We start from the raw sequence: 23,049 nt of genomic DNA, 5'->3' as shown, positions 1-23,049 counted from the left end.
AATAATTGCTGAAGCTGAACTGGTTCTTATAGGTAATCCTTTAAATCCTTATCTATTTTTTCCTTAATCCTAGGATCCATTTCCCTTCCAGGTGCCCTTTCTCCTTTTATGGAAGGACGGCGCCATCTTCTCAATAATATTACAAACCCCACGGAAGCCCCTGAAATGACAACCCCCGGCATGACCCAGGCCGTCCATTGGAATCCTCTTCTTGCCGGGGAAGCGAGGATCCTTTCCCCATACTTATCCACCATTTTGTTTATGATTTCCTTATCATGATACCCCTGCTTCAACAATTCATATATTTCCTGGCGAAGGGGACCTGCTGTAGCAAGCATACAGTAATCGGCTGTCATGCTGTTGGTACATCCGGGAGGGTGCAGTTCTTTGGCTACACGAAGAACATCATCCCTGGTAATCACCGGGTCATGATCAGCCAAGACTTGAGATCCGCCAAATAGTGTGAACAACAAGATGAAGCCGAGTAATTTCTTCATTCAATCATCACATCCCGTCTCCGATCCGGCCATAGGGCAATAAGGGTGCCAAGGATAATCAGATATCCGCCAAACCAGATCCATTGAATCAGCGGATTCCAATGAATTTCAAATACGGCATTGCTTGTTCCTTCTTCCCAACCTGCCAGGACAACATAAATATCCTCACTCCATGTGCTGTAAATGGCAATTTCAGAAGTGGGCTGCAGTCCATTGGCATAAAAAATTCGCTCCGGTCTCACCACACCGATGGTTTTATCCCCTTTTTGCAGTACCACATCAGCAAAAACCGTTGATTTGCCAGCTGATTTTTCTTCAGATAATCCCCGATAGGTCAAGGTGTATTGCTTCATGTTCACCCTTTCATCCGGCTTTAACATCACCTGTATCTGGCTGGAATAGGCACTGGACATGGTAACCCCAATCGCGATAAAGACCACCGCTAGATGGATCATGTATCCGCCATATCGACGGCGGTTCCGATTGATCACCTGGAAGAAGGAAATAAATTTGTTTTGTCCGGTCATTTGAGCCCTGGCTTCCACACCCCGATAAAACTCAAAGGAGATAGTAGCAACAACAAACAGGGCACTGGTAAGGGACAACAATGTAAATAGACCCCTAACGCCTAAAAGAAAAAGAAAGACGGCCGAAATCACGGCAAAGATCAAGGGATACAAAAAATTCTTTCTCAGATTCCTTAACGTCGATTTCTTCCAAGCGATTAAAGGACAGATTCCCATCAGGACAACAAGCAGAATAAAGACAGGAAGGCTTACCCGATTAAAAAAGGGTGCCCCTACCATCACTTTATCCCCCGTAAGAGCCTCTGATATGACTGGGTATATGGTGCCCCAGAAAACGGTAAAGGCAACTCCTAACAGCAGCAAATTATTCAGCATAAAGCTGGTTTCCTTGGAAACGGCTGCTTCAAACTCTACTTCACCTTTTAAGGAAGGCCATCTTACAACCAACAATCCAACACAGAAGACAAGGGCAATTCCGATAAATGCGAGAAAATAGGCGCCTAGAGGTCCATTAGCAAAGGCATGAACGGACCAAAGGATGCCGCTTCGGGTTAAAAAGGTGCCAAAAAGGGTGAGCAAAAAGGTAAGGATGATTAAAGAAACATTCCATTTCTTCATCATTCCTTTTTTCTCCTGAATCATGGCAGAGTGAAGAAAGGCCGTTCCGGTCAGCCAAGGCATAAAGGAGGCATTTTCAACAGGGTCCCATGCCCAGTATCCTCCCCAACCCAATTCGACATATGACCATTTTGCACCATAGATAATGCCCATCGTCAGAAAGAACCAGGAGATAAGAGTCCATTTTCTAGTAACCTTTAGCCAGACGGCATCTGTTTTTTTCAAAATAAGGGCAGCAACCGCATAGGCAAAGGGGATCCCAAAGCCGATATATCCTAAATAGAGGGTAACAGGGTGGACGGCCATCCCCGGATTTTGCAGAAGGGGATTGAGTCCGCTCCCTTCGGTCACCACATTAGCAGCCAATTTGAAAGGCGGTGCCGCCGTTTCCAACACTATGGCAAAAAACAACCCAATACTTAATAGAACTGTAGAAACGATAGGCAGCATCTGTTCTGAATCCTTATGTTTGGAATAGGTGACCAATGCCGTGTACAGGCTCAACAGCCATAACCAAAGAAGAAGGGAGCCGGCATTCCCTCCCCAAAAGGCAGCAATTTTGTAAAACAGACTTAAATCTGTACTGGTATATCTGGCCACATATTCATAACGAAAATCGCCGATTGATAAAAGATAAATTAAGGTTAATGAAGCCGCAGTGGTTAAAAAAGCAAGGGCCAATGTGGCTCTTCTGCCAGTTTCTATCCAGCGGTCCGACTTTTTTATCATCCCGTATACATAGGCAAAAAGCCCAATTCCTATCACATAAGGCACGATCATTAATGAAAAATCCCCGATAAAACCCATTATTTCTTCTCCTCTTCAACCGCTTCATATTTGGAAGGACATTTGATCAAAAGCTGCGATGCAACAAACTGGCCGCTATCGTCCATTTTTCCTTCTACAATGGCTTCCCAGCCATCGACAAAATTATCCGGCTTTAATCCTTTGTAATAAACAGGGATCACCTGACCCTCTTCACTCTTCATATCAAAGCGGAGTTCAACGGTTTGCGGATTCCAGTTGACGGAATCCCCAACAATGGTTCCGCTTACTTTCACGGGCCGGTCATTCCATTTATCCGCCTTCGCCAAATACTCATCCACCGTTAAGTAATAGGTTGAGGCCTGAGACATCCCCATGGTTACCAAGGCCACAATAATTCCAATGACAACGACTGCCGCAATGGTCACTTTTGTCCGAACCTTCATCATAGTCCCTCCTGCAAGAAGTATCCTTGATATTTTATTACATCCATCTCATTATAACAAATTTTTTATTATATTTAATATAACAATAGTATTATTATCAAATGTGACAATTTTGTGAACGAATGATTTATTGACAGTATACCCAAAACATGTGATGAATCTGTGGAGACAGGAAACTTTTTCTTATTTTTATCATAAGGTAGGGATGAGGCCCATTTCAGGTCCTAAGACCCTCAATGATCAGGAGAGGAGGTTTGTCGTGTATATGAGTTCAAACACGGTAGATACTACGAGAATTTTAGCCCATGATGCGTATTCCTTTGCGGTGAGTGTCACCCAGTTGGTCTATCCCAATCCGGAAGTTCCCTGGAGACCATCAGCGATCATTTTGGCTCCTGTCTCCCAATTTCATGATTCATTGACAGCGACCAGCCTGGTTCATTTTCCGATAAATGCTCCGGTTCTTTATTCATCATCCAGCCATCTTACCCCCATTACCCTAGGTGAAATAAAGCGCCTTTCGCCAATGGGAAAGGATTTGCCTGCCCAGATCTTCTTAGTGGGGAATTTTTCTTCCCAAGTGATCAAAGCACTTGAGGAGGAGGGATGGAAAACCCAGCATCTGAATGGCAGCAATTTTTACGAAACTGCCGTAAAGGTGGCTATTTACCGGCAGGAAGTTGTCCCTTCTGCATCAAAGGAAGGAAGAACCAGTGTCTTGCTTGTTTCAGCAACATCGCCTCTTGTTTCTTTGCCAGCATCATACTATGCTGCCCATATGGGCGTTCCCATTCTATATGTGAACAAAGATTCCATCCCGCCCGCTACCGCCAGGTTTTTACAGATGAAGAAAGGCATCAATTACACCCTTTTTGGCGGGGAAAGCATCATTTCTACAAAGGTAGAAGAACAAATAAAAGCATTGACGACCGGTAAGATTTTTCGAGTAACAGGAAATAATCCCTATGAAATCAGTGTCAACCTTTCAAAAAAAACCAGCCACGGGGGAGAGCTGGGATGGGGAAGAAATATGCCCGGAAGAGGGGATGCCTTTACCTTTGGTTCCACTGCCTCCTGGCAGGAGGTGATTGCCGGATGCATTCTGGCTCATTTGGGAAAACATACCCCTCTGCTAATGGTGGAGAAAAACCGGGTTCCCGCAGTCACCAAGAAATACTTAAGATTTCTTAACCCCTTAAAAATCGGCCATCCGGAACCTCCTTATATGCACGGCTTCATCCTGGGAGGCTATGAACAGTTTTTCTTCTCCACCCAGGTCCAACTGGAAACCCTGCTGATTCAAAGGGAAAAGGATTGATACTTAAAGTAATTTTTGTTGAAAAACACCAAAAAAGCCAGGGAAACTTTGAACTGTTCCTGGCTTTTTATCTCTCAAAAATAACTTCTCCTACTCGAGCAATATGCTCTTTAAGATCTTCATGCTTAAGATGGGTCCCATCGATCACATCAAAAAAATACGGCATATTACTTTCATCTTCCAATAATGCATGAAGTTTTGAAAGGGTATGTATATTGATCTTTTCCCCGTAAATCGCAATATCAATATCCGATCCTCTCTTATAGTTGCCTTTGGCACGGGAGCCAAAAATGACCGCCTTCTCAATTTCATCGAATCTAGAGATCGCCTGTACAATGTCATTTATGTCCTGATCACTTAACCCGAACTTCATACTTGTTCCTCAAGCTTCTCATAAAGTTCCTTTAAAACCAAGTAGTACTTTTCCCGAATCAGTTGTTCTGCTTCCTCTGCAAACTTTTCATTATATGTATGTGCCATCAGATTCCTTTTCTGAAGCATATCGATCCACGTGTGTCCATCCGTTACCAATTCGGATTGAAATGCGGTCTGTATCGCTGCACGGGGGCTTTTTACTTCAAATCCTTCCTGCTCAAGGTAATCCTTGATTGTTTTCCAAGCCAGTTCAAAGGTATATTCAAAACATTGAATAAGCCCCTGAATCTCAAATTTGTTTAAAGCATCCTTTTCAATAAATTCAGTCAGCTGAAAAAAAGCTTTTCTGTAGTTATTAAATCGTTGTTTCCAACGAATATCCTGCATTATGCAATCACTCCTTTAATCCACGATCATTCCAATTACCTTAACAAATCATTCAAGTAACGGACAGGACTGTTAAGTCCATTATAAGTATTAACCGACCCAGGGGTCAAATGGTATCCAGTAAGGAGAACATAAGGAAAAAGTCCCATTCTCATTAATTCTGAGATGAGAAAAGACCGATATGCATATTTACATATTGTTTGATGCCAGAGGGAGAAAACGCTAGGAAAGGAAGTCTTAATCTCCCATATTCGCTGAAAATGGGAAAATCACATTTTGTTGAACCTGTTATAGTCAAGTTGCAAACTCATATATCTTTTGGGGAGGAGGGAAGGTGATTTGAAAAAGAAGATTGTAATCTCCTTAGTTTCCACAATGATGATGACTATGTTTGCATTTCTAGCAACTTACGAATCCAATATTAGTAGTATTCAACCGGAAAATTCGATCGTTGAACCCCTCGATTTGCCATATTTGCATTAGATTGTGAAAGTAAGCAAAAAAAATTTTGGGGGAGGAATTTACTACCAAAGAAGAATTACTAAAAAATATCATAAAATTGTAACCGCTCAGATAATCTAACGGGAAAAGAGCGGTTTTTTCTTGCCTAAAGTGGCGGTTATAGTGGACAATGATCGACAGATACACTCCTTTGAGAAAATGTCAATCATTTAAAAAGGAGCAGGCATCCAGAGAAAATAAAAATAGGAAGACTCCTAAGGTTGGGCACCTCGTCTTCCTATTCCACACTCTCTGGCTTTCGCCAATATTATCGTAAGAAGATCCCGTTACCTACATCCGCCATGAGGGAGGGAAGAGAGGATGAATACCACAAACCACCCTTCTGCGGTTTCCCCTTTCAGCAGAGAATTGGATCCTGCTTTTTGCTACCCATCCAGGGGATACCAGGAAGCCTTAGCGAGATTGGAATTGATGGTAGAAAAGCGATACTTGGGTGTGCTTACCGGAGAGGTGGGCAGCGGAAAATCCACCCTGATCCGACGGTTATTTACACAACTCAATCCCATGGTCTATACTCCCATCTACATCAGTATGGCTGGCTTAAAGCCTCGGGACTTTTATGGGATTCTTCTTAGTCATGTCGGGGAAGAGCCGGTTTACTCTGTAGCCAAGGCGAAACGGCTATGGGAAGAAGTGCTTTATACCCGAAATGAACAAGGAGAACGAACTTTGGTAATCATTATTGACGAGGCGCAAGAGATGAAAGAAGCCATGATGATGGAGCTTCGTTTTGTGATGAACCACCAGATAGACTCCTGTTCTTTATTTCCCCTCATCCTGGTCGGACAGCCGGAGTTAAGAAAAACCTTAAGACTTAAGAAGTATGAAGCCACCGCCCAACGAATCGGACTTCAATACCACTTAAGTGGACTTTCCAAAGAAGAAACCCATTCCTACATCCGGCATCAGTTGAAAGTCCATGGGATACAGGTTCCCATCTTCTCAGAAAGTGCCTTGCAACGAATTTATGCAGCAAGCCAGGGAATTCCAAGAGTGATTAACCACATTTGCAGCCAGGCCCTTTACGAAGCAACCAATAAGAACCATGAAGTGATAGAGGAAAGCCACATTGGGCGAGTGCTGACCGATCTGGATCGGCAAAGGGGTATAACGGGGTAATTCATTACCCCGTTATACCCAAAATCCCCTAATTCCACAAGGGTTGGCATGTGTAACTAACAAGATTCACAAAATCCACAATGAATGGCATATGCAAAATCCAAATGAGTAACGGTACATTTTTCATTGTAATGGCTAATTGACGTTAAAAAACTCACGTCATTTTCGGTGAGAAATACGCCGTCAAATTGCGTGAGCCGCAACAATAAAATCACGTGGGAAACATGGGATACAGCAGATTCTATATCAGTTACAACTGAGGGTAGTTAGCCCAGCACTTTTTAGACCCGGTACCGCTTGGTTATCAACAGGTACTTATGCAGGAAATGATATATACACTGAAGGATATGTAAAGACTATGGTGGACAATTAAGAACAATTACTCAAACTAAAAAATACAGGTACGGCTACTAAATTAAGTGAATCTAAGAATTGCAATCAAATGGATTCTACTTTAGTCTAGATATGAGCTAAAGAGTTAGCTCATATCTAGTTTTTTGCAAAGAAATGGAGGTGATATATTTGCCTAAAGACAATATTTCTTTATTTATTGTCTTCTGCATCATATTTCCAATAGTTTACTTATTGATTACCATGAACTTATCTGACTCTATCGGTTTTGAAACGATTAATCAGTTAAACTTTTCTCTTATTATAGGAGCATTGATTTGGATTGGGATAAATACACGAAGATTCTAATACTAACGTGATGCGGAAAATTCAATGATCTGTATAGAGTAACAGGACAATGGAATATATTTGATTCACAAGTAACACTATCAAATCGAAATGTTAAGATTGCACAGATCGGTTATGGAACAAGCATGAACCTAGTAAACCAACAAACAGATCGCTATCCAACAAATAATACTCTTGATTATAATATACCATCTGAATAGGAACCAGTTATGGCTGTTACTCCATATGAGGTAGGTGAAAAACATACTGTGCAAATTAATCGCGGAGGTAGTAGTTGGCAGTTCTCTTTTGATGTATCCCAAAGTGGTTAACTATTGTTATCAATTCAAGAGCTCCAATCCTTCACCAAAAAATGTTCCTTTAGACTATTAAAAATATATAATAAAAGAGGGGGATAGCCAATAAAAATCATATGAGAGTTCTTTGGAGGTGATAAGAATGATAAGAGTGATAAGAATAAATCTTGTTGTAGTATTAGTTATATTCTCGATCATATTGACAGCCTGTTCAACCGGGGATAATTCTGATTCTTCCAACAAGTTCCCATATCCTGAACTTTTATCCAAAGAAGAGGGACGGTATTCAATCTTTGTTGTTTATCCAAAAAAACAAGAAGAAGAAATAGTATCCTTACTTAAAACGAGCCGAAAAATAAAATCCATCAGAGGTGAAGATACCCTTGAAATGGCAAATGAATTATTCCCAAGATTAAACATTAATCGTGTACCGATGGTCTTCATCTTCGATACGGAAAAAATTGTATTCAAGACGTCTGATTACGATAAAGCTATTGAGTTTGTTGAAAATAACTAGCTGATAGCTAAAGTGATTCCCCGTAAATTTCCAATATTTGAATTAAGAAACCCTTTGGCTTCTTAATTCTTTTATATGCTCATATTTAGAAGTTTCCGCGTTTCATTGGCAAAAGATTCATTTCCGATGAGTTCAAATATCGAAATCGCCTTTTTAAGGGACTGTTCTCCTTTACTTTTGTCCCCTATTTTTAACAAACACTCTCCTTGCTGATAATACAATTCGCCGAAAGAGTACAACGTGCTGTGGTGAATACATTGTCGTATCGCTTTTTCACAATATACGAGTGCATCATTCCATTTTTCTAATGAAGTATAAGTCTTGGCGAGATTATAATACAATCGGATTTCAATTTGGTAGTCTTTTATATGTTTTATCCTGGTTAACAACTTTAAAGCATCTTCAAAATGATCAATACCCTGTTCCAGTTGACCAATCTCGCAATAGATGATGCCCATGCTATTCTTAATCTCAATCTCCCTTTCAGAAATGACCAAGGGATTCCTCATCTGGAAAGCTTTCTCCGCAGCAGTTGAAGGGATTTATCTTTTTGATTGTATAAATAGTACGCAATAATACCTTCATGACATATGATGAACTGCCCTTCTCTAATCTTTAGAAACAGAGGATTATTCCTTATCCCTTTTAATATTTTCTCCACCTGACTATAATCTCTGTTTTGAACAGCTTTTCTTATCTCGTTAAAGGCTGACATGACTTCTTCCTTTTTTGGGTTTTCCGCCATTTGAAATACTTCATCCAAGTCTATGATTAATCGCTGAGCTAATTGAAACGTTATCTCAACAGAAGGAATGGACCCCCCCTTTTCTATCCTGCTTAATTGACTTTGGGTACAGATTCCTAAAGATAAATCCTCCTGAGTTAAACCAAGTGACTCCCTCATTCCCGGATTATAAACCCAACCGCATTCATTTTGACATTCCCACTCTTCCCTCATTTTCCACATTTATACTATAATACTATTTTATATCCTGTAAAGAGAACATAAGGAAAAAGTCCCAATCTTATCATTCTGAAATGAGAAAAGACCAATATGCATATTTGCATATTGGTTGGAGTTAGAGGGAGAAAACACTAGAAAAAGCAGCCTTATTCTCCCATATTCGCTGAAAATGGAAGAATCACGTTTTTGTTGAACCTGTTATAGTCAGGGTGCAAACTGGTATATCTTTATTTGAGAGGAGGGAAGGTAATTTGAAAAAGATTATGATCTCCTTAGTTTCCACAATGATGTTGACTATATTTTCATTTCTAGCAATTGACGAACCCAATATTAGTAGTATCCAACCGGAAAATTCGATCGTAGAACCCCTCGATTTGCCGTATTTGCATTAAAGTAAGGGAAAAACTGTAGAAAGATTGAAATATCTATGAGGTTAACCTAATCTTCGCATATTTACTTGAGAACATATTGAAAAATATTATCTGAGGAGAGATAGAAATGAAGAAAAAAAAAGATTCTATCAACAGTTTGGATACTTATCCTTAGTATAGGAGTAGTTTCTCTTGCTAATGCAGCAGTCGGTTACGTATCTGCTACTTATTTAAATACAACTAACAATCCTGATACATGGAACTACGAAACTGCTTATGGAAGTGGTTATATTGGTGCTGAAAAAGTGAAACGTGGATTAACAGGAACTAGTGATGGTATTTGGCAAAGAGTATGGATGCAGGCGAAAAATGGTATGCAAGAGCCACTTCAAGCGACAACGGTTGATATCAACAACTTAGGTAAACCTAGTATTGCACCACTAGGTAGCTACGAAATGCCATCAGTAGAGGTTATACAGTCTTATTCAAATCCTAATGAATTTACTTACAGAAATATTTGGGGACGATTAGCTGAGGATGCTTGGGGAGGAGTCTACTATTCTTACACATATAAGCAACAATACAATTGGAATAGTATGAGTGGGTATCATGGAGTTTTTGAATACGGTCATACCGTACCAGCACAGTACGATCTGGCCGATAAAATATCAGTAACTATTAAAGATAAAAATGGGAAAATACTTAAAAAAGTTAACGGTAAAGAATGGAACGATAATCTCCCTGCAATAGAAAATGAAATAAATATTTATTTAGGTTCAGAAGAAAATAGAAAAAAATGGAATGAAGGGAAGTTTTCAAATAAACCAGATAAATTTTTATCAAAACAGTAAGATAAGTAAAATGAAATCCTACCAATAGGCTTCAGATTGATCATAAGGGGTCGTCCTAAACGCAGAGAAAAATCTACTAAAGGATGGCTCTCTTTATTTTTTTATTGTTTATTTGTTTTTAAATGTCGGATCGGAAGAGGCTTATTCGAAGATTGTGGATAACTTAACGAGTTAAATTTTCAAAGAAACTAAAAAACTCTTCAAATGAATTCGTACGTAATTCTTCACCTTTATTATCAATAACAATTATTGTGGGAAATTCTTTAATATGTGATGGCTTATTCATATTATAGTCTAACTCAAAAATTTTCCCGGAGTCTAATATATTATTTACTTTATCCTGAATTTCTTTTGATGGGAATTTATCAATAAATATTATTACTTTATACTTTACTTCAACAGAATCATTTTGACATGCTGATAAAAAAAGAGTAATAAAAATTATTAATATTATTCTTACTATTTTAAACAAAATATGAGTCCCCTTTACTTAATTCTTGATTCTTGAGGGATTATCATTCCCTTTTCTATCCTGCTAAGTTGACATTGAGTACAGATTCCCGAACCAGAGTTAATCCGAGTGACTCCCTCAACTCCCGGATTATAAACCCAAAAGAATTCATTCTGATATCCTCGACCTTCTCCTAGATTAATTTCCATCTTTATACCATAATGCTATTTTATATCCAGTAAAGAGAACATAAGGAAAAAGTCCCATTCTCATTAATTCTGAGATGAGAAAAGACCGATATGCATATTTACATATTGTTCGGTGCCAGATGAAGAAAACATGAGGAAATACAGCCTCACTTTCCCGTAATCGCTTCACCATTTTTCGGGAAATTACGTATTTCTCAATCTTTCTAATCCATCCTTACAATACCCATACTCCAGCCAGGAGCAACCTTCACATAAGTGATCCAGGTCACCCGGCTTTACCCGTTCTTTGGTTCGCCTAACCAGATCATTTTTCATATAGGTCTGGTTTGGTTCCAGATCCAGAAATTGAATTGCGCGGGTATCCATGGACACCACATGATCCTGTGATCCTTCATTAGCGATACAAAGATTTTGGACTAAATCGGCATTGGGGCAAACCTGACAGGTTTCATCCAGTCCAACAATCACCTTGATGGGAAAATCAACATCATGGTTTCGGATATCCGCAACCACTTCTCTCATTTTCTCAATAAATTCTGGACTGTAACCTGCTCCCTGGAATCCATGAATACATAACAGATGATGACCCCGTAACGTTCTTCCCATGATCATCCCTCCAAAAAGTGAGCGTATCTTAAAACCAGCTGGTGCCAAAGAAATTATTCAGATAAACAGTAATTTTGGTTAGCTGGTCTGTAAAAAGAAGGATACCCATTACAATCATGACTCCTCCGCCCACTTTCATCAAAACAGGAGAGTATTTCAGTATCCACTTGGTGGAACCAATGAAAAAGGCAAGCAGGAAAAAAGGAACGGCAAAGCCTGCGGTATAGGCCAGAATCAGCTTGAGGCCCTCATCAGGATTTACGGCTGCCATGGCCAGAATCGCGGTAAGAATAGGTCCGACACAGGGAGTCCATCCCGCGGCAAAACCAAAGCCTACCATGGTGGAGCCGAGATACCCTGTTGGTTTTTTCTTCCATTCGAAACGAATATCTTTCATCAGCCATTCCGACTTTAGCCAGCCCAATAGGAAAAGTCCCATGACTACAATGAGAATTCCACTTAATTGGCGAATAAGGTCCCCGTATTGAAAAAATACCCTTCCGAGGAAACTGGCCCCAAGACCTAAGGCAATATAGATGATCGAGAACCCCAATATGAAAAACAGGGTGTGCAATATCGTTCGTTTTCTCAATTCCTTTTGGGAGCCCTCTTCCTTTAGCCTGGAGACGGATACTCCCGTAATATAGGACAGATAGGACGGATATAGCGGCAAGCAGCAGGGTGACAAAAAGGAAAGAAGTCCTGCAGAAAAAGCCAGCCATATGGATACCGATGCTTCCAACTCTCTTCCTCCTTTTCCTTTGATCTGAGCCAGATGGTATGGTTGATTATATACCAAAGGTGTGGAGAAATCTTGTAACCCTTTGATAAAAAAGATGAAACAACACTAAAACCGCAATAACTGCCCATTGAAGGATCGTTAGTCCATAAACAGGAGCGGATAGAGTAAATATATCGGTGATGAACAACACTGCACCCATCCCGTTGACAAGGAATAATACACCCTTATCATCCACTCTTTTTTTCATCCACTCATAAGTGATTAAAATGATCAAGAGAAAGGCCTTGTACCAATTGACTGGATGATAGGTGATCTCACTTTCATCCACCGCTTTGATCCCTGTAAACCAATCGGTGGTTTTGCCGTAGTCGGGAACCAGGATGGAATAGATGGTATAGGTAATCACTGCTGCAAAAAGGGTATCGTACAGCGATCGTTCAAATGGAAGCCTCTGCTTAATGATTGTCCAAAACCAACCGATAATCGCCAGGAGATAAACGAGTATCATCATATTTGGTGTAGCACGGGCATACAGGATCATCAACGGATTTTCCAGGTAAGTAAAAGGAGATAAAAAAACGGGAAGTAGCTTGAATGAAATGAGAAACCAAATCAAGCCATTAAACCATGCATCCGTAAGAGCCTCTCTCTCCTCCTTGGATAATCTCAAAAGGCCAATGATTCCTCCACCAATAACAAGGGACACGATAATAGCCAGCCACTCTCCGCTGATCTGTAAAGGTCCTAACTGCCATGCTGACTGAGTCCATCTCATGATTGCTTCTCCAATAGCTGATCAAATGCTTCACTCAAAAATTTTTCCGTGACGGGGCCCACCATTTTTTTCACAATCATCCCATTTTCATCAAGGATGAAACTGGTTGGTATGGAAACAATCCTGTAAGCATCACTGACGCTTCCATCCCTGTCGAGATATACAGGGAACGTGATCCCGTAATCCTTTACAAACTTTCTCACATCCGATTCTCTATCCTCTGCCGTGATGTTGACGGAAACAAAGGTGATTTTATCCCCATACGCCTCATATGATCTTTGTAAGTCGGGCATTTCTGCCTGACAAGGAGGACACCATGAGGCCCAGAAATTGATAAAACTTGGCTGATCAACCTGAGATAAAACAATCCCGCTTCCGGTCAAAGCCGGAAGCTGAATGTCCGGAGCCTTAAATCCCATTTCAGGCTGTACGTCCCTATTGGTACTATTTCCTGTTGAATTGGCGTTATTATAGTAAATAACACCGCCTACCAAAAGAACAATTAAGAGAAAACCAAGAATTGTTTTTTTCACGACTTGTCACCTTCCTTCTTTATTTTTGGAAGCCAGATAAAAAAGGTCGTCCCCTTTCCTTCTTCACTCTCGACATTAATTTCACCTTCATGTAGTTCCACAATCTGTTTGCATATGGATAGTCCCAGACCAGAACCTCCCAAGTCCCTTGCCCTTGATTTTTCCACCCGGTAAAGTCGATCCCAAATATATGGAAGTTCATTTTTCGGAATACCTTGCCCTGTATCTGAGATGGCAATTTCCACACCATGATCCCCCTCTGAAAGGCTAACCGTAATCTTCCCTCCAGGAGATGTATGCCTCATCCCGTTATCTATGATATTTAACAAGACCTGCTCCATTCTCTCTCCATCCACATGAATGATAAGAGGGAATGTAGGGGCAAATACCTTTAGAGAGATTTCTCTTTTCGCAGCTGCTGGTTGAACTTTTTCCACCAAACCTCTGACGATCTCTGTAATATTTCTTTCTTGCTTCCTTAATGTAAAACTTCCTTCTTCCAGCTTGGACAGCTCAAATAAATCCTGTACCAGACGCTGAACTCTGGATGATTCCGATTGAATAATTTGCAAATACTTCTTTTGCTCCTCGGGAGACTGAATCATCCCTTTTCCAAGTACTTCGGCATATCCTTTCAGATAAGTAAGCGGAGTTCGTAATTCATGGGATACATTGGCTAAAAATTCTTTTCTGGTTTCCTGGTAATGTTTCAAGTCCTTGGCCAAGGATTGAATCGATCGACCCAGTTCCGCCACTTCATCATCGCCCTTTACCTCCAGCTGCAGGTCGTAATGACCTGCGGCAATGGCCCCGGTAGCATACTTCATCTTAATCAATGGCTTGGTGATAAGCACCGTTAATAAAAATACAAAGCCGGATGAAACCAGAACGGCTCCAAAAACAGAAGAAATTATCATCCACTTTAAGATGGAAACCGTTCGCTTCACCGGTTCGGTCGGCGAAAACATCACCACAGTGCCAAAAAATAAATTGTTATGAAGAATGGGAGATTTCGTGACGATGTATTCATTATTCTCCCAATCGGTACTCAACACCATCTCACTTTTTTTGGGAGTCTCCAAAACCATGTTCATATATTTTGAATGAAGTTCTCTAATCGGTTCCGATTGAGAAATAATTTGTCCCATGTTGTTAAATACAACCACACTGGTATCTGCCTCCTTTTCCATCATGGCTACATGTTCCAATGTATATTGAGTAAAATCTTCAGAAAGCAGTTGAGCATGGCTGTGACCTCTGTGAAGCAGATCCGTGGTCAATCTGTCCAAATACAGATTAATAAATAAATAATAAAATACAAGTCCGACGGCAGAAACCGTCACTACAATCAGACTGACCATTAACAAACCAAATTTTGTTGTAATGCTCTTTCCAAATACATGTTTCATACAAGTTTATACCCAATCCCCCAAATCGTTTGAATCAATTCATCACTGTGAATTCCAGCTCTTCTCAATTTTTCCCTTAAATTTTTTACATGGGAATCTACTGTTCTGTGTTCACCCAAGTAATCAAGTCCCCAAATTTTCTCCAACAGCTGTTCCCGACTCATTACCTTGCCCTTATTCAACATTAATAAATAAAGAAGGTCAAACTCCCTTGGGGTTAGCTTTATTTCTTCTCCTTCATAATACACCTCATGGGCATCCACGATAATTTTGATCCCCTTATATTGCAGGATCTCCTCTTCCTCCTGTTCAGGCTGACGTAGGCGGGAACGACGAATCACAGCATCTATTCTGGCCATTAGTTCAACCTCTTCAAAGGGTTTGGTAATATAATCATCAGCTCCCAAATTTAAACCATATACCTTATCCAACGTATCATCCCTTGCCGTTAGCATAATGATGGGAACTTGGCTGAAAGTTCTGATCTCTTCACATACCTGCCACCCATCTTTAGCAGGCATCATCACATCCAACAAGACCAAATCATATGACTCTTCTTTTACTTTTTTTATCGCTTCAATTCCATCTTTTGCTTCGGTAACAGAATATCCGTATTGCTTCAAATATATGTTTATCAACGTTCGCATATATTCTTCATCATCAACAACCAAAATTTTCATTTTCTTCATCCTTTCCAATCGGTATTGTTCATATTTTCTTAATAAGTTCTTTATATTTTTTCATTACATTTATGTATATATGATATTACAAGATGAAAGGAGAGAGCAAACCGTGGAGTTAGAGAAAAATCCTAAGCAAGTGAATCGCAGGGTTTTTTTAAAGCGTTCCGGTGGTGGAATTTTAGGATTTATCCTGGGTGGGATGGCTCTTCCTCTGTTAGCGACACCGCTTGCCCCCAAACCGGTAAAATCTGATTCTTCCCTAGTAGATTTGGGTTCTATTGATGAATTGGAAAAACAATTGCGGGAAAGTCCTGTTCCAATTAAAATCAGTTATGATACAAAAGTCAAGGACGGGTGGGCTGAAGTAAATACAAAAGGGTACGTGTATATTACCAAAGAGAAAGAAACAAAAGATTGGTTGATCATGTCACCTATTTGTACTCATTTGGGTTGTACGGTCCCTTATTCCTCAGAAGTTGATAACTGCTATACCGATGAGAACGGAATCGTTTTCCATTGTCCCTGCCATAACGCAAAATATGATGAACAAGGAATTAATATTGCCGGGCCAGCCAGAAGACCCTTTGATATCTTTAAGCCGGTTGTTAAAGACGGCCGCCTTTATGCCAATGTATTAAGTCCCATTAAACGTCAACCAGTCGAAAAGGCATAATATCTTATATACCTTAACAATAGTAAAAAATGATTCTTAAAAAAAGAGGTACATTTTTCGTACCTCTTTTTTCTACCCAAATATTATTCTTGCAAAACAAAAACCGCCTTGATATTACCTACTTTACAAAAGATCGAACAACCTCCATCAATTCTTCAATGGCTTTATCTCCGTCCCCTGATTGAATGGCTCCCCTGACACAGCCTTGGGTATGTCTTTCCAATAAAGCAATACCCACCCGATTGGTAGCAGAGCGAATCGCTGCCAGTTGAATCAGAATATCCACACAATAACGGTCTTCTTCAACCATTTTATGGACCCCGCGAACCTGCCCTTCAATCTTCTTCAGTCTTTTGAGAATATCATCTTTCTCCATTACCATACCCCCCTATCGTAATTATAACCTTAGTTTAAATTTTTTTATTCATTATGTAAAGGGAAATATGTGGAATTCGTCCACATATATATAATCAGTGAAAGGAGGAAGTAATTTTGGAATGGATACATTTATTGAGTGAAAATTTAGCCGCTTATTCCATGTTGACAGCCTTGGTCCTGTCCTTTGCGGTAGGTGTTTTAACCAGCTTCAATCCCTGCATGCTTGGTATGGCCTCCAGCATCTCTGCCTTTTCCAGAAAGGAACATGGATCTCTTTTGGGGATTAGTCTGTTATTTATGATGTCATTTTCTTTAACCCTTAGTTTTTTGGGGGCCGTTGCTGCCTTATTTGGTGATACCATTATTCAGTACCAAAAGGAAAACACGAGCCTCTTATACCGGTTGATTGCGATTCTTTTTCTCGGTTTATCCCTTTATATCTTTGGCTTGCGATTGCATCATATCTCAAGATACAGCCCGATCACATTCGTCTCCTTTTATGTAAGACCAGAAAAAAAGAGACAGGCAAGTCGTTATAAACAGGCCGCTTATTTTAAAGTGCTCTCTTTAGGCAGCTTGTTCGGCTTGACTCCTTCACCATGTACCACCCCCATGATTATTGCCATCCTAGGATATATTTCTATTACCGGTTCCCTTTGGTTAGGGACTGCCGTTTTGTTTGCATACGGACTTGGACACAGCCTTCCTTTTCTACTGGCAGGATGGTTTACGGGAACTCTTCATAAAAAACCATGGATGGTACGCTGGAACAGACGCTTTAATCATGCAATAGGTATTATGCTCTTACTCTTTGCGGTCTATTTTATTTTCCTCTCCTTTGGGGATCTAAGTTCTCACTAATCACTAAATTATTAAAAACAATTCTCCCTTTTTAAGGGGGAGTTGTTTTCTTAATAGGAACTTCATAATTTGTGTTTATAATACCCCTGTAGGTATTTAAGATGATTCATTAAACATTACGGAGGTATGAACATGAAAAAAAAATTCCTTTTGACAACTGCACTAACTTTGGCCCTGACCAGTCCTTTGGCTTTTACTACTGGTCCTGTCTACGCCGATGAAGGTCATGACGATGAAAAGAGCGGGATAGAGTATCAAATGTTTATGGGAAGCCGCCAGATCAAGGGAGAGATACCATCTCACGAGATGAACAGCAAACTGTTTGTTCCCTTGCGACTGACTGCTGAAGAGTTGGGTTATGAAGTGAAGTGGGATCCAGATACTAAAACGGTGGATTTACTTAAAAATAATCAATTTTATAAAAATATTATTCCGGATCACATGATGGGCGGGAGAAGTATGGTATCCTTAGATGTTTTATCTTCCTATGCAGAGAACATGAATATTAAAGTAACGAAAGGGAGCATCAATCTATTTAAAAAGAGCTCGGTTTCTCTTTCCCAAAGGGGATATGTGGTTATGGGACCGGGAAATGCTGTTATCAGTTTTGACATGAAAACAAATGATATCATCGCGATCTATAATGATACCGAAATACCAGCCGCGAAAAAAGCACATGGATTAGCTGTATCACCTGATGGGAAAAAACTTTATGTATCAAGCATGGTGGAATCAGAAGTTTCTGTTTTCGACTTAGAAAAAGAATCCCTTGAAGCTTCTATTCCAGTTGGATTTAAGACTCATCATATTGAAGTAAACCCTAATGGAAAATATGTATATGTTACAGAACTTAAAGGAAGTAAAATCTCGGTCATCGATACGAAAACCAATCAAGTCGTTAAAACCGTTACCACTGGCAAAGGTACATATCTTCCCTATTTAAGCCAAGATGGATCAAAACTGTTTGTCACCAATAAAGTAGATAACAATGTTGTGGTTATTGATACTATAACAAATGAAATTATAAAAACCTTTGCAACTGGAAAAGCGCCCAGTCACATTGCCTTTGATGATCAAACAGAAACGCTATATGTGACAAATACCGGGGACGGAACGATCTCCATCATTAACGAGAATGAAAATATAACGGTTTCAGTAGGAAAAGACCCCCATGGGATTGGAATCAGCGACGACTTGATCTTTGTAGCCAATGCCGGCGATGAAACATTAACCCTCATTTCCAAAAAAGATTTAAGCGTCATCGAAACCAAAATCATCGGTAAAACTCCTGGACATATTTCCATCTCACCAGATGGTGGCTATGTCTATGTGCAAGTGGAAGGTGAGAAAAAGGTTTTAATTCTTGATGCAACCACCGGAAAAGTATTGGAGTCTATCCATCTTATCTCGGATGGACATCAAACTAGTTTTCCAAAAAATAATAATTAATGATTGAAAAAATAAAGACTAACTCTCTCGACAGGGTTAGTCTTCTTTTATTAATCCCTTTTTGATAGCATAAGCAGCAGCTTCTGCTCTATTTTGAACATGCAGTTTTTCCATAATGTGCTGAAGGTGTTTCTTAACCGTATGTTCAGATATAAATAATTGATCGGCAATTTCTTTATTTTTTGCTCCCTTAGCCACCAGTTCCAGAACTTCTTTTTCCCGTTGGCTTAACAGGGAGTCATCACTTTTCAACTCTTCCACCTGCTTGGACAGCTTGGAAAATTCAGCAAGAACCTTTGTGGCTAAACCGGGTGAAAAAGGTGGATTACCCTCATAGGCTTGCTCAATGTAATGAAAGAGATCATCAAGATTCATATTTTTCAACAAATATCCGTCTGCTCCATTTTTTATTGCAATAAAGAGATTGTCTTCTTCTTCTGAAATCGTGAGTACAATAACCTTTATCTTAGGGTTCTCTTTTTTTATATAATAGGTTGCCTGGATACCATCCATAATCGGCATGTTAATATCCATTAATACAACATCCACTTTAAGGTTCGCCACTTTATCAACCGCATCTCTTCCATTCCCGGCTTCTCCAACCACTTCAATTTTGTCGCTGGTTTGGAGAAGGGTAACAATTCCTTTTCGCATTAATTCATGGTCGTCACAAACAAAGACTCGAATTTTTGGCATTTTATCCCCCCTAACTATTTTTTGGGAACTTCAATAATCACCGTTGTCCCTCTACCTTCTTGCGATTGAATGTAAAATTGTCCATCAATAATTTCAGTTCGCTCCTTCATAATGGATAACCCAAAATGATCTTTTTTCTTTTTTACTTCTGAGAAACTAAACCCTTTTCCATTATCTTTTATCTTGATTTGAATTAAATCTGCAGGAATTTGATTTATCGACACTTCCACTTCAGTTGCATTGGCATGTCTTCTCACATTATGAAGAGCTTCTTGTATGATTCTTAACAATTGCAACTCCATAGAATCAGAAAAACGATATTCCTCTGACAAGTTTGTATCAAAATGAATCGTAAAATGATTTTGTTTTTCAAATCCTTCCAGATATTGCTTAATATGATGAATAAAACCTTTCTCTGGATTTAATGAGGTTTTCAAACTATAGATGTTTTGTCTTACCTCCTGGTAGGACTTCTCTACAATTTCCCGCAATTCATGAATATGGTCATTTAAAATCGGGCACCCCGCACCATCCTTTGCATTCTCATTTAATTTGGAAAGTAATTGAACTTTTATGTGAATGGAGCTAATAAGTTGGGCCAATCCATCATGCATTTCCCGGGCAATTCGCTCCCTTTCCTTTAAAATAGCCACATTTTGAATTTGGCTGTGCAACTCTTCTTCCAACTTCTTCTTATCTGTAAGGTCCCGTAATATGACAGCATACTTCTTTTCCGATTTTTTTAATTCAAGAGGATATATAACCAACTCTACAATTTTTTGTCCTTCTTTTGTTTGTATATAAACTTCTTTTTCTTGCTCTCTCTCTAATAAATCAAACGAGAGATCTGTTCCAATGATTTCCGAAAAATATTTTTGCAATAAATCTTCTCTTGTTATACCTAATATTCCTATAACAGCAGAATTCATGTCAATCATTTGTTTGTTTTTATCGAGCATCAAAATGCCATCTTTAGAATTTCCATACAAAGCGGATAACTCTGCTGCCTTCTCCTCTTTTTCACGTTCCAGACGGGTAATCAATGAAAAGACAAATTGAGTAAACAATAAAGCTCCCATGATCAAAATGGATAGAGATAAAATAATGTCTATCTTTGGGCTTACCCGAGACAGCCACAAGGTATGTCTAATGTATTCAATACCAGCAATAAATACAACCGTTAAGACGGCGGATAATACTTTGATTTTTGTATAATTCATACCGCACGCTCCCCGTTCTCAATCTGTCCAATATGTAATTATACTATAAGTTACGAACGAAGTGCGAATTGATTCGTGACAAATAGATTGAGATTCCATTGAATGATATGATTAAACAAAAATCCCCCCTACTTTCGATGAAAGTAAGGGGGGATTCACCAAGGGAAGTGAAAGTGTATTATTGAACGACAACTTCTCCGATCATTCCTCCATGCTGTTCTGGAGTTCCGCATTCAGGAACACTGCATAGGAACTTAAATGTTCCAGTTTTTTCAGCATTGATTTCCAATGTAACGGTTTCCCCGGCGGCAATATCTTCACTGATAAATCCAAGTTCAGGAATCAAGACTCCGTGCGGCATATTTCCTGTATTGGTAACTGTCACCACATTGCTACCCTTTTTCAATTCCAATTTATTTTCAAAACCCCAGTCTTTAATCGTTAATGGAATTCCTTCTTCCTCTACTGAAGTCTCATTCTTAGCTGTTGAGCCGATTACTTGAACTTGAGTTGAGACAGATTTCATTTCCATTACAGTACTGGCTACTTTTTTATCCAAGTCATGCTGGCTTTCATGGGCTGCTTCAGCTGGTCCTTTGGCCGCTTCCACATCATTAGCAATGAGGGCTTTCTCCAATTCAGTTACATCCTTCAAGAATGTGTCTGCTTCTGCTTTCACTTCGTCTGACCATTCAATGCTTTCAACCGTTGCCTTTGCCTTTTGAACTTTTCTCAAGAACCCTTCATCCAGATTTCCTTTTTCCAATTCCTCAGCCATTAAATGAACGCCTTGCTCAGCAATGATGTAGTTTGCAATCATCATTTGGGCTTTTATATCCCCACCTGTCATCTCTTTTACAACTTTAGCCACTTTCTTATCCAAGTCATGCTGGCTTTCGTGGGCTGCTTCGGCTGGTCCTTTGGCCGCTTCCACATCATTAGCAATGAGGGCTTTCTCCAATTCAGTTACATCCTTCAAGAATGTGTCTGCTTCTGCTTTCACTTCGTCTGACCATTCAATGCTTTCAACCGTTGCCTTTGCCTTTTGAACTTTTCTCAAGAACCCTTCATCCAGATTTCCTTTTTCCAATTCTTCAGCCATTAAATGAACGCCTTGCTCAGCAATGATGTAGTTTGCAATCATCATTTGGGCTTTTATATCTCCAGAATTCTCAACTACACCTTCTTCCTTCGGTGCATCCGTTTCTTGTTTCTGCTCTTCCTTCGCCTTGACATTGGTTTGTTGTTTATCGGCTACAGGTAGTTCTTCAGTAGTTGTTTTGGAGCAACCAATTGCTACTAGCGCTACTAAAGATAGCGCAAATAACAATATAATAACTTTTTTCATATTTAATAACCCCCAACCTATTATAATTTTGAGGCGCCCTGAACCTCTTCGCCCTAAGTGTAACAACTTGTGAAAGTTGTTACATTCCCTCAAAGGGGGTATTTTCTTTTAAAGGGTGGTATATGCATTTACTACTTTTGCATAATTTTATCCGGTAATTCAAAAGTAGCTTCTATCAAGAGTATCAAGGGAGTAACTATTAAATATGAATAATAAAATCCAAAACCAAAAGTTCATAAAATATTCACAATTGAGGGGTCAAAATGTCAATAATCATTTTAATTACCCTTATTTTTTCTCAAGCATTATATATCCCTATATTGCTGCAGAGGGGAAATTGTCTTGATTCCATGCAGTTGACCATGCAGATTATGACCATTCTTACTCTGGGATCCTTTTTATTGGGTATGACTTTCTACTCTTTTTTTGAATCAATCATTATTGCTACTCTATTAACACTAATGACCAGTTTAATTTGGGCTACAGGAATTACGATCCCCTTTGGAATCCTACCTTTTGTTGAAGGAGTTGTTTCAGCAATTATGGGAAGCACCATGGGACCAATGCTCCATTCGATGATCGGTAATAATTTCTCCATCGAATGGATAATTTTTGCTATTTTTCTCTCACTTCAACTCTTGTTCTTCATAGGTCTGAACAAATTTTTCATTGCTCCCCGAAAATTTAATTTCTATCGTCAAAAAGTGACGATTCAGCGGATACTGCGCCGTTTCTACCGATAAA

The 23,049-nt window shown here is 39.5% G+C and carries 26 protein-coding genes; 8 read left to right on the top strand and 18 right to left on the bottom strand.

Annotated elements, in window-relative coordinates; all coding sequences use genetic code 11:
- Positions 1-26: 26 nt before the first annotated feature.
- The 3 genes from L1765_RS00865 to L1765_RS00855 are packed head-to-tail and all read right to left on the bottom strand — an operon-like array spanning position 27 to position 2,853.
- The gene (locus L1765_RS00865) at positions 27-497 is read right to left on the bottom strand and encodes a cytochrome c-type biogenesis protein (protein ID WP_236403336.1); all 471 of its coding nucleotides are present in this window, start codon (positions 495-497) and stop codon (positions 27-29) included.
- Complete coding sequence (locus L1765_RS00860; RefSeq protein WP_236403333.1) at positions 494-2,449, bottom strand: heme lyase CcmF/NrfE family subunit; 1,956 nt, start codon at positions 2,447-2,449, stop codon at positions 494-496. The genes L1765_RS00865 and L1765_RS00860 overlap by 4 nt, the downstream gene beginning before the upstream one ends.
- A complete protein-coding gene (locus L1765_RS00855; RefSeq protein ID WP_236403330.1) occupies positions 2,449-2,853 on the bottom strand; it encodes a cytochrome c maturation protein CcmE in 405 nt (134 codons plus the stop codon). Before L1765_RS00855 ends, L1765_RS00860 begins: the two co-directional genes overlap by 1 nt.
- A 265-nt stretch (positions 2,854-3,118) precedes the next feature.
- On the opposite strand from L1765_RS00855, the gene L1765_RS00850 reads away from it, so the two are divergent.
- Complete coding sequence (locus L1765_RS00850) at positions 3,119-4,171, top strand: cell wall-binding repeat-containing protein (protein ID WP_236403984.1); 1,053 nt, start codon at positions 3,119-3,121, stop codon at positions 4,169-4,171.
- A 67-nt stretch (positions 4,172-4,238) separates the two neighbouring features.
- Here L1765_RS00850 and L1765_RS00845 read toward each other — a convergent pair whose 3' ends face one another.
- Entirely contained in the window at positions 4,239-4,544 is a 306-nt protein-coding gene (locus L1765_RS00845) for a nucleotidyltransferase family protein (RefSeq protein ID WP_236403328.1), read from the bottom strand.
- Positions 4,541-4,933: a nucleotidyltransferase substrate binding protein gene (locus L1765_RS00840; RefSeq protein WP_236403325.1), complete on the bottom strand. Its 393-nt coding sequence runs from the start codon at positions 4,931-4,933 to the stop codon at positions 4,541-4,543. The genes L1765_RS00845 and L1765_RS00840 overlap by 4 nt, the downstream gene beginning before the upstream one ends.
- 822 nt (positions 4,934-5,755) lie before the next feature.
- On the opposite strand from L1765_RS00840, the gene L1765_RS00835 reads away from it, so the two are divergent.
- Together L1765_RS00835 and L1765_RS00830 are read left to right on the top strand one after the other, a co-directional pair.
- Complete coding sequence (locus L1765_RS00835) at positions 5,756-6,574, top strand: ExeA family protein (protein ID WP_236403324.1); 819 nt, start codon at positions 5,756-5,758, stop codon at positions 6,572-6,574.
- 1,137 nt (positions 6,575-7,711) lie between these two features.
- Positions 7,712-8,086, top strand: a complete 375-nt coding sequence (locus L1765_RS00830) for a hypothetical protein (protein WP_236403322.1) — start codon at positions 7,712-7,714, stop codon at positions 8,084-8,086.
- A 71-nt stretch (positions 8,087-8,157) separates the two neighbouring features.
- Here L1765_RS00830 and L1765_RS00825 read toward each other — a convergent pair whose 3' ends face one another.
- Positions 8,158-8,583 (bottom strand): tetratricopeptide repeat protein, encoded by a 426-nt coding sequence (locus L1765_RS00825; RefSeq protein ID WP_236403320.1) that lies wholly within the window; start codon positions 8,581-8,583, stop codon positions 8,158-8,160.
- Between the two features lie 8 nt (positions 8,584-8,591).
- Positions 8,592-9,053: a helix-turn-helix domain-containing protein gene (locus tag L1765_RS00820; RefSeq protein ID WP_236403317.1), complete on the bottom strand. Its 462-nt coding sequence runs from the start codon at positions 9,051-9,053 to the stop codon at positions 8,592-8,594.
- 673 nt (positions 9,054-9,726) lie between these two features.
- On the opposite strand from L1765_RS00820, the gene L1765_RS00815 reads away from it, so the two are divergent.
- On the top strand, positions 9,727-10,272 hold the full coding sequence (locus L1765_RS00815) for a hypothetical protein (RefSeq protein WP_236403314.1): 546 nt from the start codon (positions 9,727-9,729) through the stop codon (positions 10,270-10,272).
- Between the two features lie 163 nt (positions 10,273-10,435).
- On the opposite strand, the gene L1765_RS00810 is transcribed toward L1765_RS00815, so the two are convergent.
- The 7 genes from L1765_RS00810 to L1765_RS00780 form a co-directional block, all read right to left on the bottom strand.
- The gene (locus L1765_RS00810; RefSeq protein WP_236403313.1) at positions 10,436-10,744 is read right to left on the bottom strand and encodes a hypothetical protein; all 309 of its coding nucleotides are present in this window, start codon (positions 10,742-10,744) and stop codon (positions 10,436-10,438) included.
- Positions 10,745-11,115: 371 nt separating this feature from the next.
- The gene (locus tag L1765_RS00805) at positions 11,116-11,538 is read right to left on the bottom strand and encodes a DUF1284 domain-containing protein (protein ID WP_236403312.1); all 423 of its coding nucleotides are present in this window, start codon (positions 11,536-11,538) and stop codon (positions 11,116-11,118) included.
- Positions 11,539-11,566: 28 nt separating this feature from the next.
- Entirely contained in the window at positions 11,567-12,280 is a 714-nt protein-coding gene (locus tag L1765_RS00800; protein ID WP_236403311.1) for a cytochrome c biogenesis CcdA family protein, read from the bottom strand.
- A gap of 46 nt (positions 12,281-12,326) precedes the next feature.
- Positions 12,327-13,055, bottom strand: coding sequence for a hypothetical protein (locus tag L1765_RS00795; protein WP_236403310.1), 729 nt, complete (start codon positions 13,053-13,055; stop codon positions 12,327-12,329).
- Positions 13,052-13,588, bottom strand: coding sequence for a TlpA family protein disulfide reductase (locus L1765_RS00790; protein WP_236403309.1), 537 nt, complete (start codon positions 13,586-13,588; stop codon positions 13,052-13,054). The genes L1765_RS00795 and L1765_RS00790 overlap by 4 nt, the downstream gene beginning before the upstream one ends.
- Positions 13,585-14,997, bottom strand: a complete 1,413-nt coding sequence (locus L1765_RS00785) for a HAMP domain-containing sensor histidine kinase (RefSeq protein WP_236403307.1) — start codon at positions 14,995-14,997, stop codon at positions 13,585-13,587. Before L1765_RS00785 ends, L1765_RS00790 begins: the two co-directional genes overlap by 4 nt.
- Entirely contained in the window at positions 14,994-15,686 is a 693-nt protein-coding gene (locus tag L1765_RS00780; protein WP_236403303.1) for a response regulator transcription factor, read from the bottom strand. The genes L1765_RS00785 and L1765_RS00780 overlap by 4 nt, the downstream gene beginning before the upstream one ends.
- Positions 15,687-15,789: 103 nt before the next feature.
- Here L1765_RS00780 and L1765_RS00775 point away from each other — a divergent pair, with 103 nt between their 5' ends.
- Positions 15,790-16,353, top strand: coding sequence for a QcrA and Rieske domain-containing protein (locus tag L1765_RS00775; RefSeq protein ID WP_236403301.1), 564 nt, complete (start codon positions 15,790-15,792; stop codon positions 16,351-16,353).
- Between the two features lie 118 nt (positions 16,354-16,471).
- Here L1765_RS00775 and L1765_RS00770 read toward each other — a convergent pair whose 3' ends face one another.
- Complete coding sequence (locus L1765_RS00770) at positions 16,472-16,729, bottom strand: metal-sensitive transcriptional regulator (protein WP_329609971.1); 258 nt, start codon at positions 16,727-16,729, stop codon at positions 16,472-16,474.
- Positions 16,730-16,845: 116 nt separating this feature from the next.
- On the opposite strand from L1765_RS00770, the gene L1765_RS00765 reads away from it, so the two are divergent.
- Together L1765_RS00765 and L1765_RS00760 are read left to right on the top strand one after the other, a co-directional pair.
- Positions 16,846-17,592, top strand: a complete 747-nt coding sequence (locus tag L1765_RS00765; RefSeq protein WP_236403294.1) for a cytochrome c biogenesis CcdA family protein — start codon at positions 16,846-16,848, stop codon at positions 17,590-17,592.
- Between the two features lie 132 nt (positions 17,593-17,724).
- Positions 17,725-19,041, top strand: a complete 1,317-nt coding sequence (locus L1765_RS00760; RefSeq protein WP_236403292.1) for a YVTN family beta-propeller repeat protein — start codon at positions 17,725-17,727, stop codon at positions 19,039-19,041.
- 36 nt (positions 19,042-19,077) lie between these two features.
- Here L1765_RS00760 and L1765_RS00755 read toward each other — a convergent pair whose 3' ends face one another.
- From L1765_RS00755 to L1765_RS00745, 3 genes are all read right to left on the bottom strand, one after another.
- Entirely contained in the window at positions 19,078-19,737 is a 660-nt protein-coding gene (locus tag L1765_RS00755; protein WP_236403290.1) for a response regulator, read from the bottom strand.
- A gap of 14 nt (positions 19,738-19,751) precedes the next feature.
- Positions 19,752-20,957, bottom strand: a complete 1,206-nt coding sequence (locus tag L1765_RS00750; RefSeq protein ID WP_236403288.1) for a sensor histidine kinase — start codon at positions 20,955-20,957, stop codon at positions 19,752-19,754.
- A gap of 178 nt (positions 20,958-21,135) precedes the next feature.
- On the bottom strand, positions 21,136-22,305 hold the full coding sequence (locus L1765_RS00745; protein ID WP_236403286.1) for a cupredoxin domain-containing protein: 1,170 nt from the start codon (positions 22,303-22,305) through the stop codon (positions 21,136-21,138).
- A 263-nt stretch (positions 22,306-22,568) separates the two neighbouring features.
- Between L1765_RS00745 and L1765_RS00740 the strand changes: the two genes are divergently transcribed.
- On the top strand, positions 22,569-23,048 hold the full coding sequence (locus L1765_RS00740; protein ID WP_236403284.1) for a hypothetical protein: 480 nt from the start codon (positions 22,569-22,571) through the stop codon (positions 23,046-23,048).
- The last annotated feature ends 1 nt before the right edge of the window (position 23,049 follow it).

The sequence above is a fragment of the Microaerobacter geothermalis genome (assembly GCF_021608135.1).
GTDB classification, from domain to species: domain Bacteria; phylum Bacillota; class Bacilli; order DSM-22679; family DSM-22679; genus Microaerobacter; species Microaerobacter geothermalis.
This window is presented reverse-complemented; position numbering and strand designations above follow the sequence as displayed.

Bases quoted from the DNA above. Each gene is read 5' to 3' on its own strand.
- L1765_RS00820 (WP_236403317.1), bottom strand. From the start codon at position 9,053: ATGTGGAAAATGAGGGAAGAGTGGGAATGTCAAAATGAATGCGGTTGG.
- L1765_RS00850 (WP_236403984.1), top strand. From the start codon at position 3,119: ATGAGTTCAAACACGGTAGATACTACGAGAATTTTAGCCCATGATGCG.
- L1765_RS00745 (WP_236403286.1), bottom strand. From the start codon at position 22,305: ATGAAAAAAGTTATTATATTGTTATTTGCGCTATCTTTAGTAGCGCTA.
- L1765_RS00760 (WP_236403292.1), top strand. From the start codon at position 17,725: ATGAAAAAAAAATTCCTTTTGACAACTGCACTAACTTTGGCCCTGACC.
- L1765_RS00865 (WP_236403336.1), bottom strand. From the start codon at position 497: ATGAAGAAATTACTCGGCTTCATCTTGTTGTTCACACTATTTGGCGGA.
- L1765_RS00750 (WP_236403288.1), bottom strand. From the start codon at position 20,957: ATGAATTATACAAAAATCAAAGTATTATCCGCCGTCTTAACGGTTGTA.
- L1765_RS00855 (WP_236403330.1), bottom strand. From the start codon at position 2,853: ATGAAGGTTCGGACAAAAGTGACCATTGCGGCAGTCGTTGTCATTGGA.
- L1765_RS00830 (WP_236403322.1), top strand. From the start codon at position 7,712: ATGATAAGAGTGATAAGAATAAATCTTGTTGTAGTATTAGTTATATTC.
- L1765_RS00860 (WP_236403333.1), bottom strand. From the start codon at position 2,449: ATGGGTTTTATCGGGGATTTTTCATTAATGATCGTGCCTTATGTGATA.
- L1765_RS00840 (WP_236403325.1), bottom strand. From the start codon at position 4,933: ATGCAGGATATTCGTTGGAAACAACGATTTAATAACTACAGAAAAGCT.
- L1765_RS00740 (WP_236403284.1), top strand. From the start codon at position 22,569: ATGTCAATAATCATTTTAATTACCCTTATTTTTTCTCAAGCATTATAT.
- L1765_RS00795 (WP_236403310.1), bottom strand. From the start codon at position 13,055: ATGAGATGGACTCAGTCAGCATGGCAGTTAGGACCTTTACAGATCAGC.
- L1765_RS00805 (WP_236403312.1), bottom strand. From the start codon at position 11,538: ATGGGAAGAACGTTACGGGGTCATCATCTGTTATGTATTCATGGATTC.
- L1765_RS00845 (WP_236403328.1), bottom strand. From the start codon at position 4,544: ATGAAGTTCGGGTTAAGTGATCAGGACATAAATGACATTGTACAGGCG.
- L1765_RS00770 (WP_329609971.1), bottom strand. From the start codon at position 16,729: ATGGAGAAAGATGATATTCTCAAAAGACTGAAGAAGATTGAAGGGCAG.
- L1765_RS00780 (WP_236403303.1), bottom strand. From the start codon at position 15,686: ATGAAGAAAATGAAAATTTTGGTTGTTGATGATGAAGAATATATGCGA.
- L1765_RS00755 (WP_236403290.1), bottom strand. From the start codon at position 19,737: ATGCCAAAAATTCGAGTCTTTGTTTGTGACGACCATGAATTAATGCGA.
- L1765_RS00835 (WP_236403324.1), top strand. From the start codon at position 5,756: ATGAATACCACAAACCACCCTTCTGCGGTTTCCCCTTTCAGCAGAGAA.
- L1765_RS00785 (WP_236403307.1), bottom strand. From the start codon at position 14,997: ATGAAACATGTATTTGGAAAGAGCATTACAACAAAATTTGGTTTGTTA.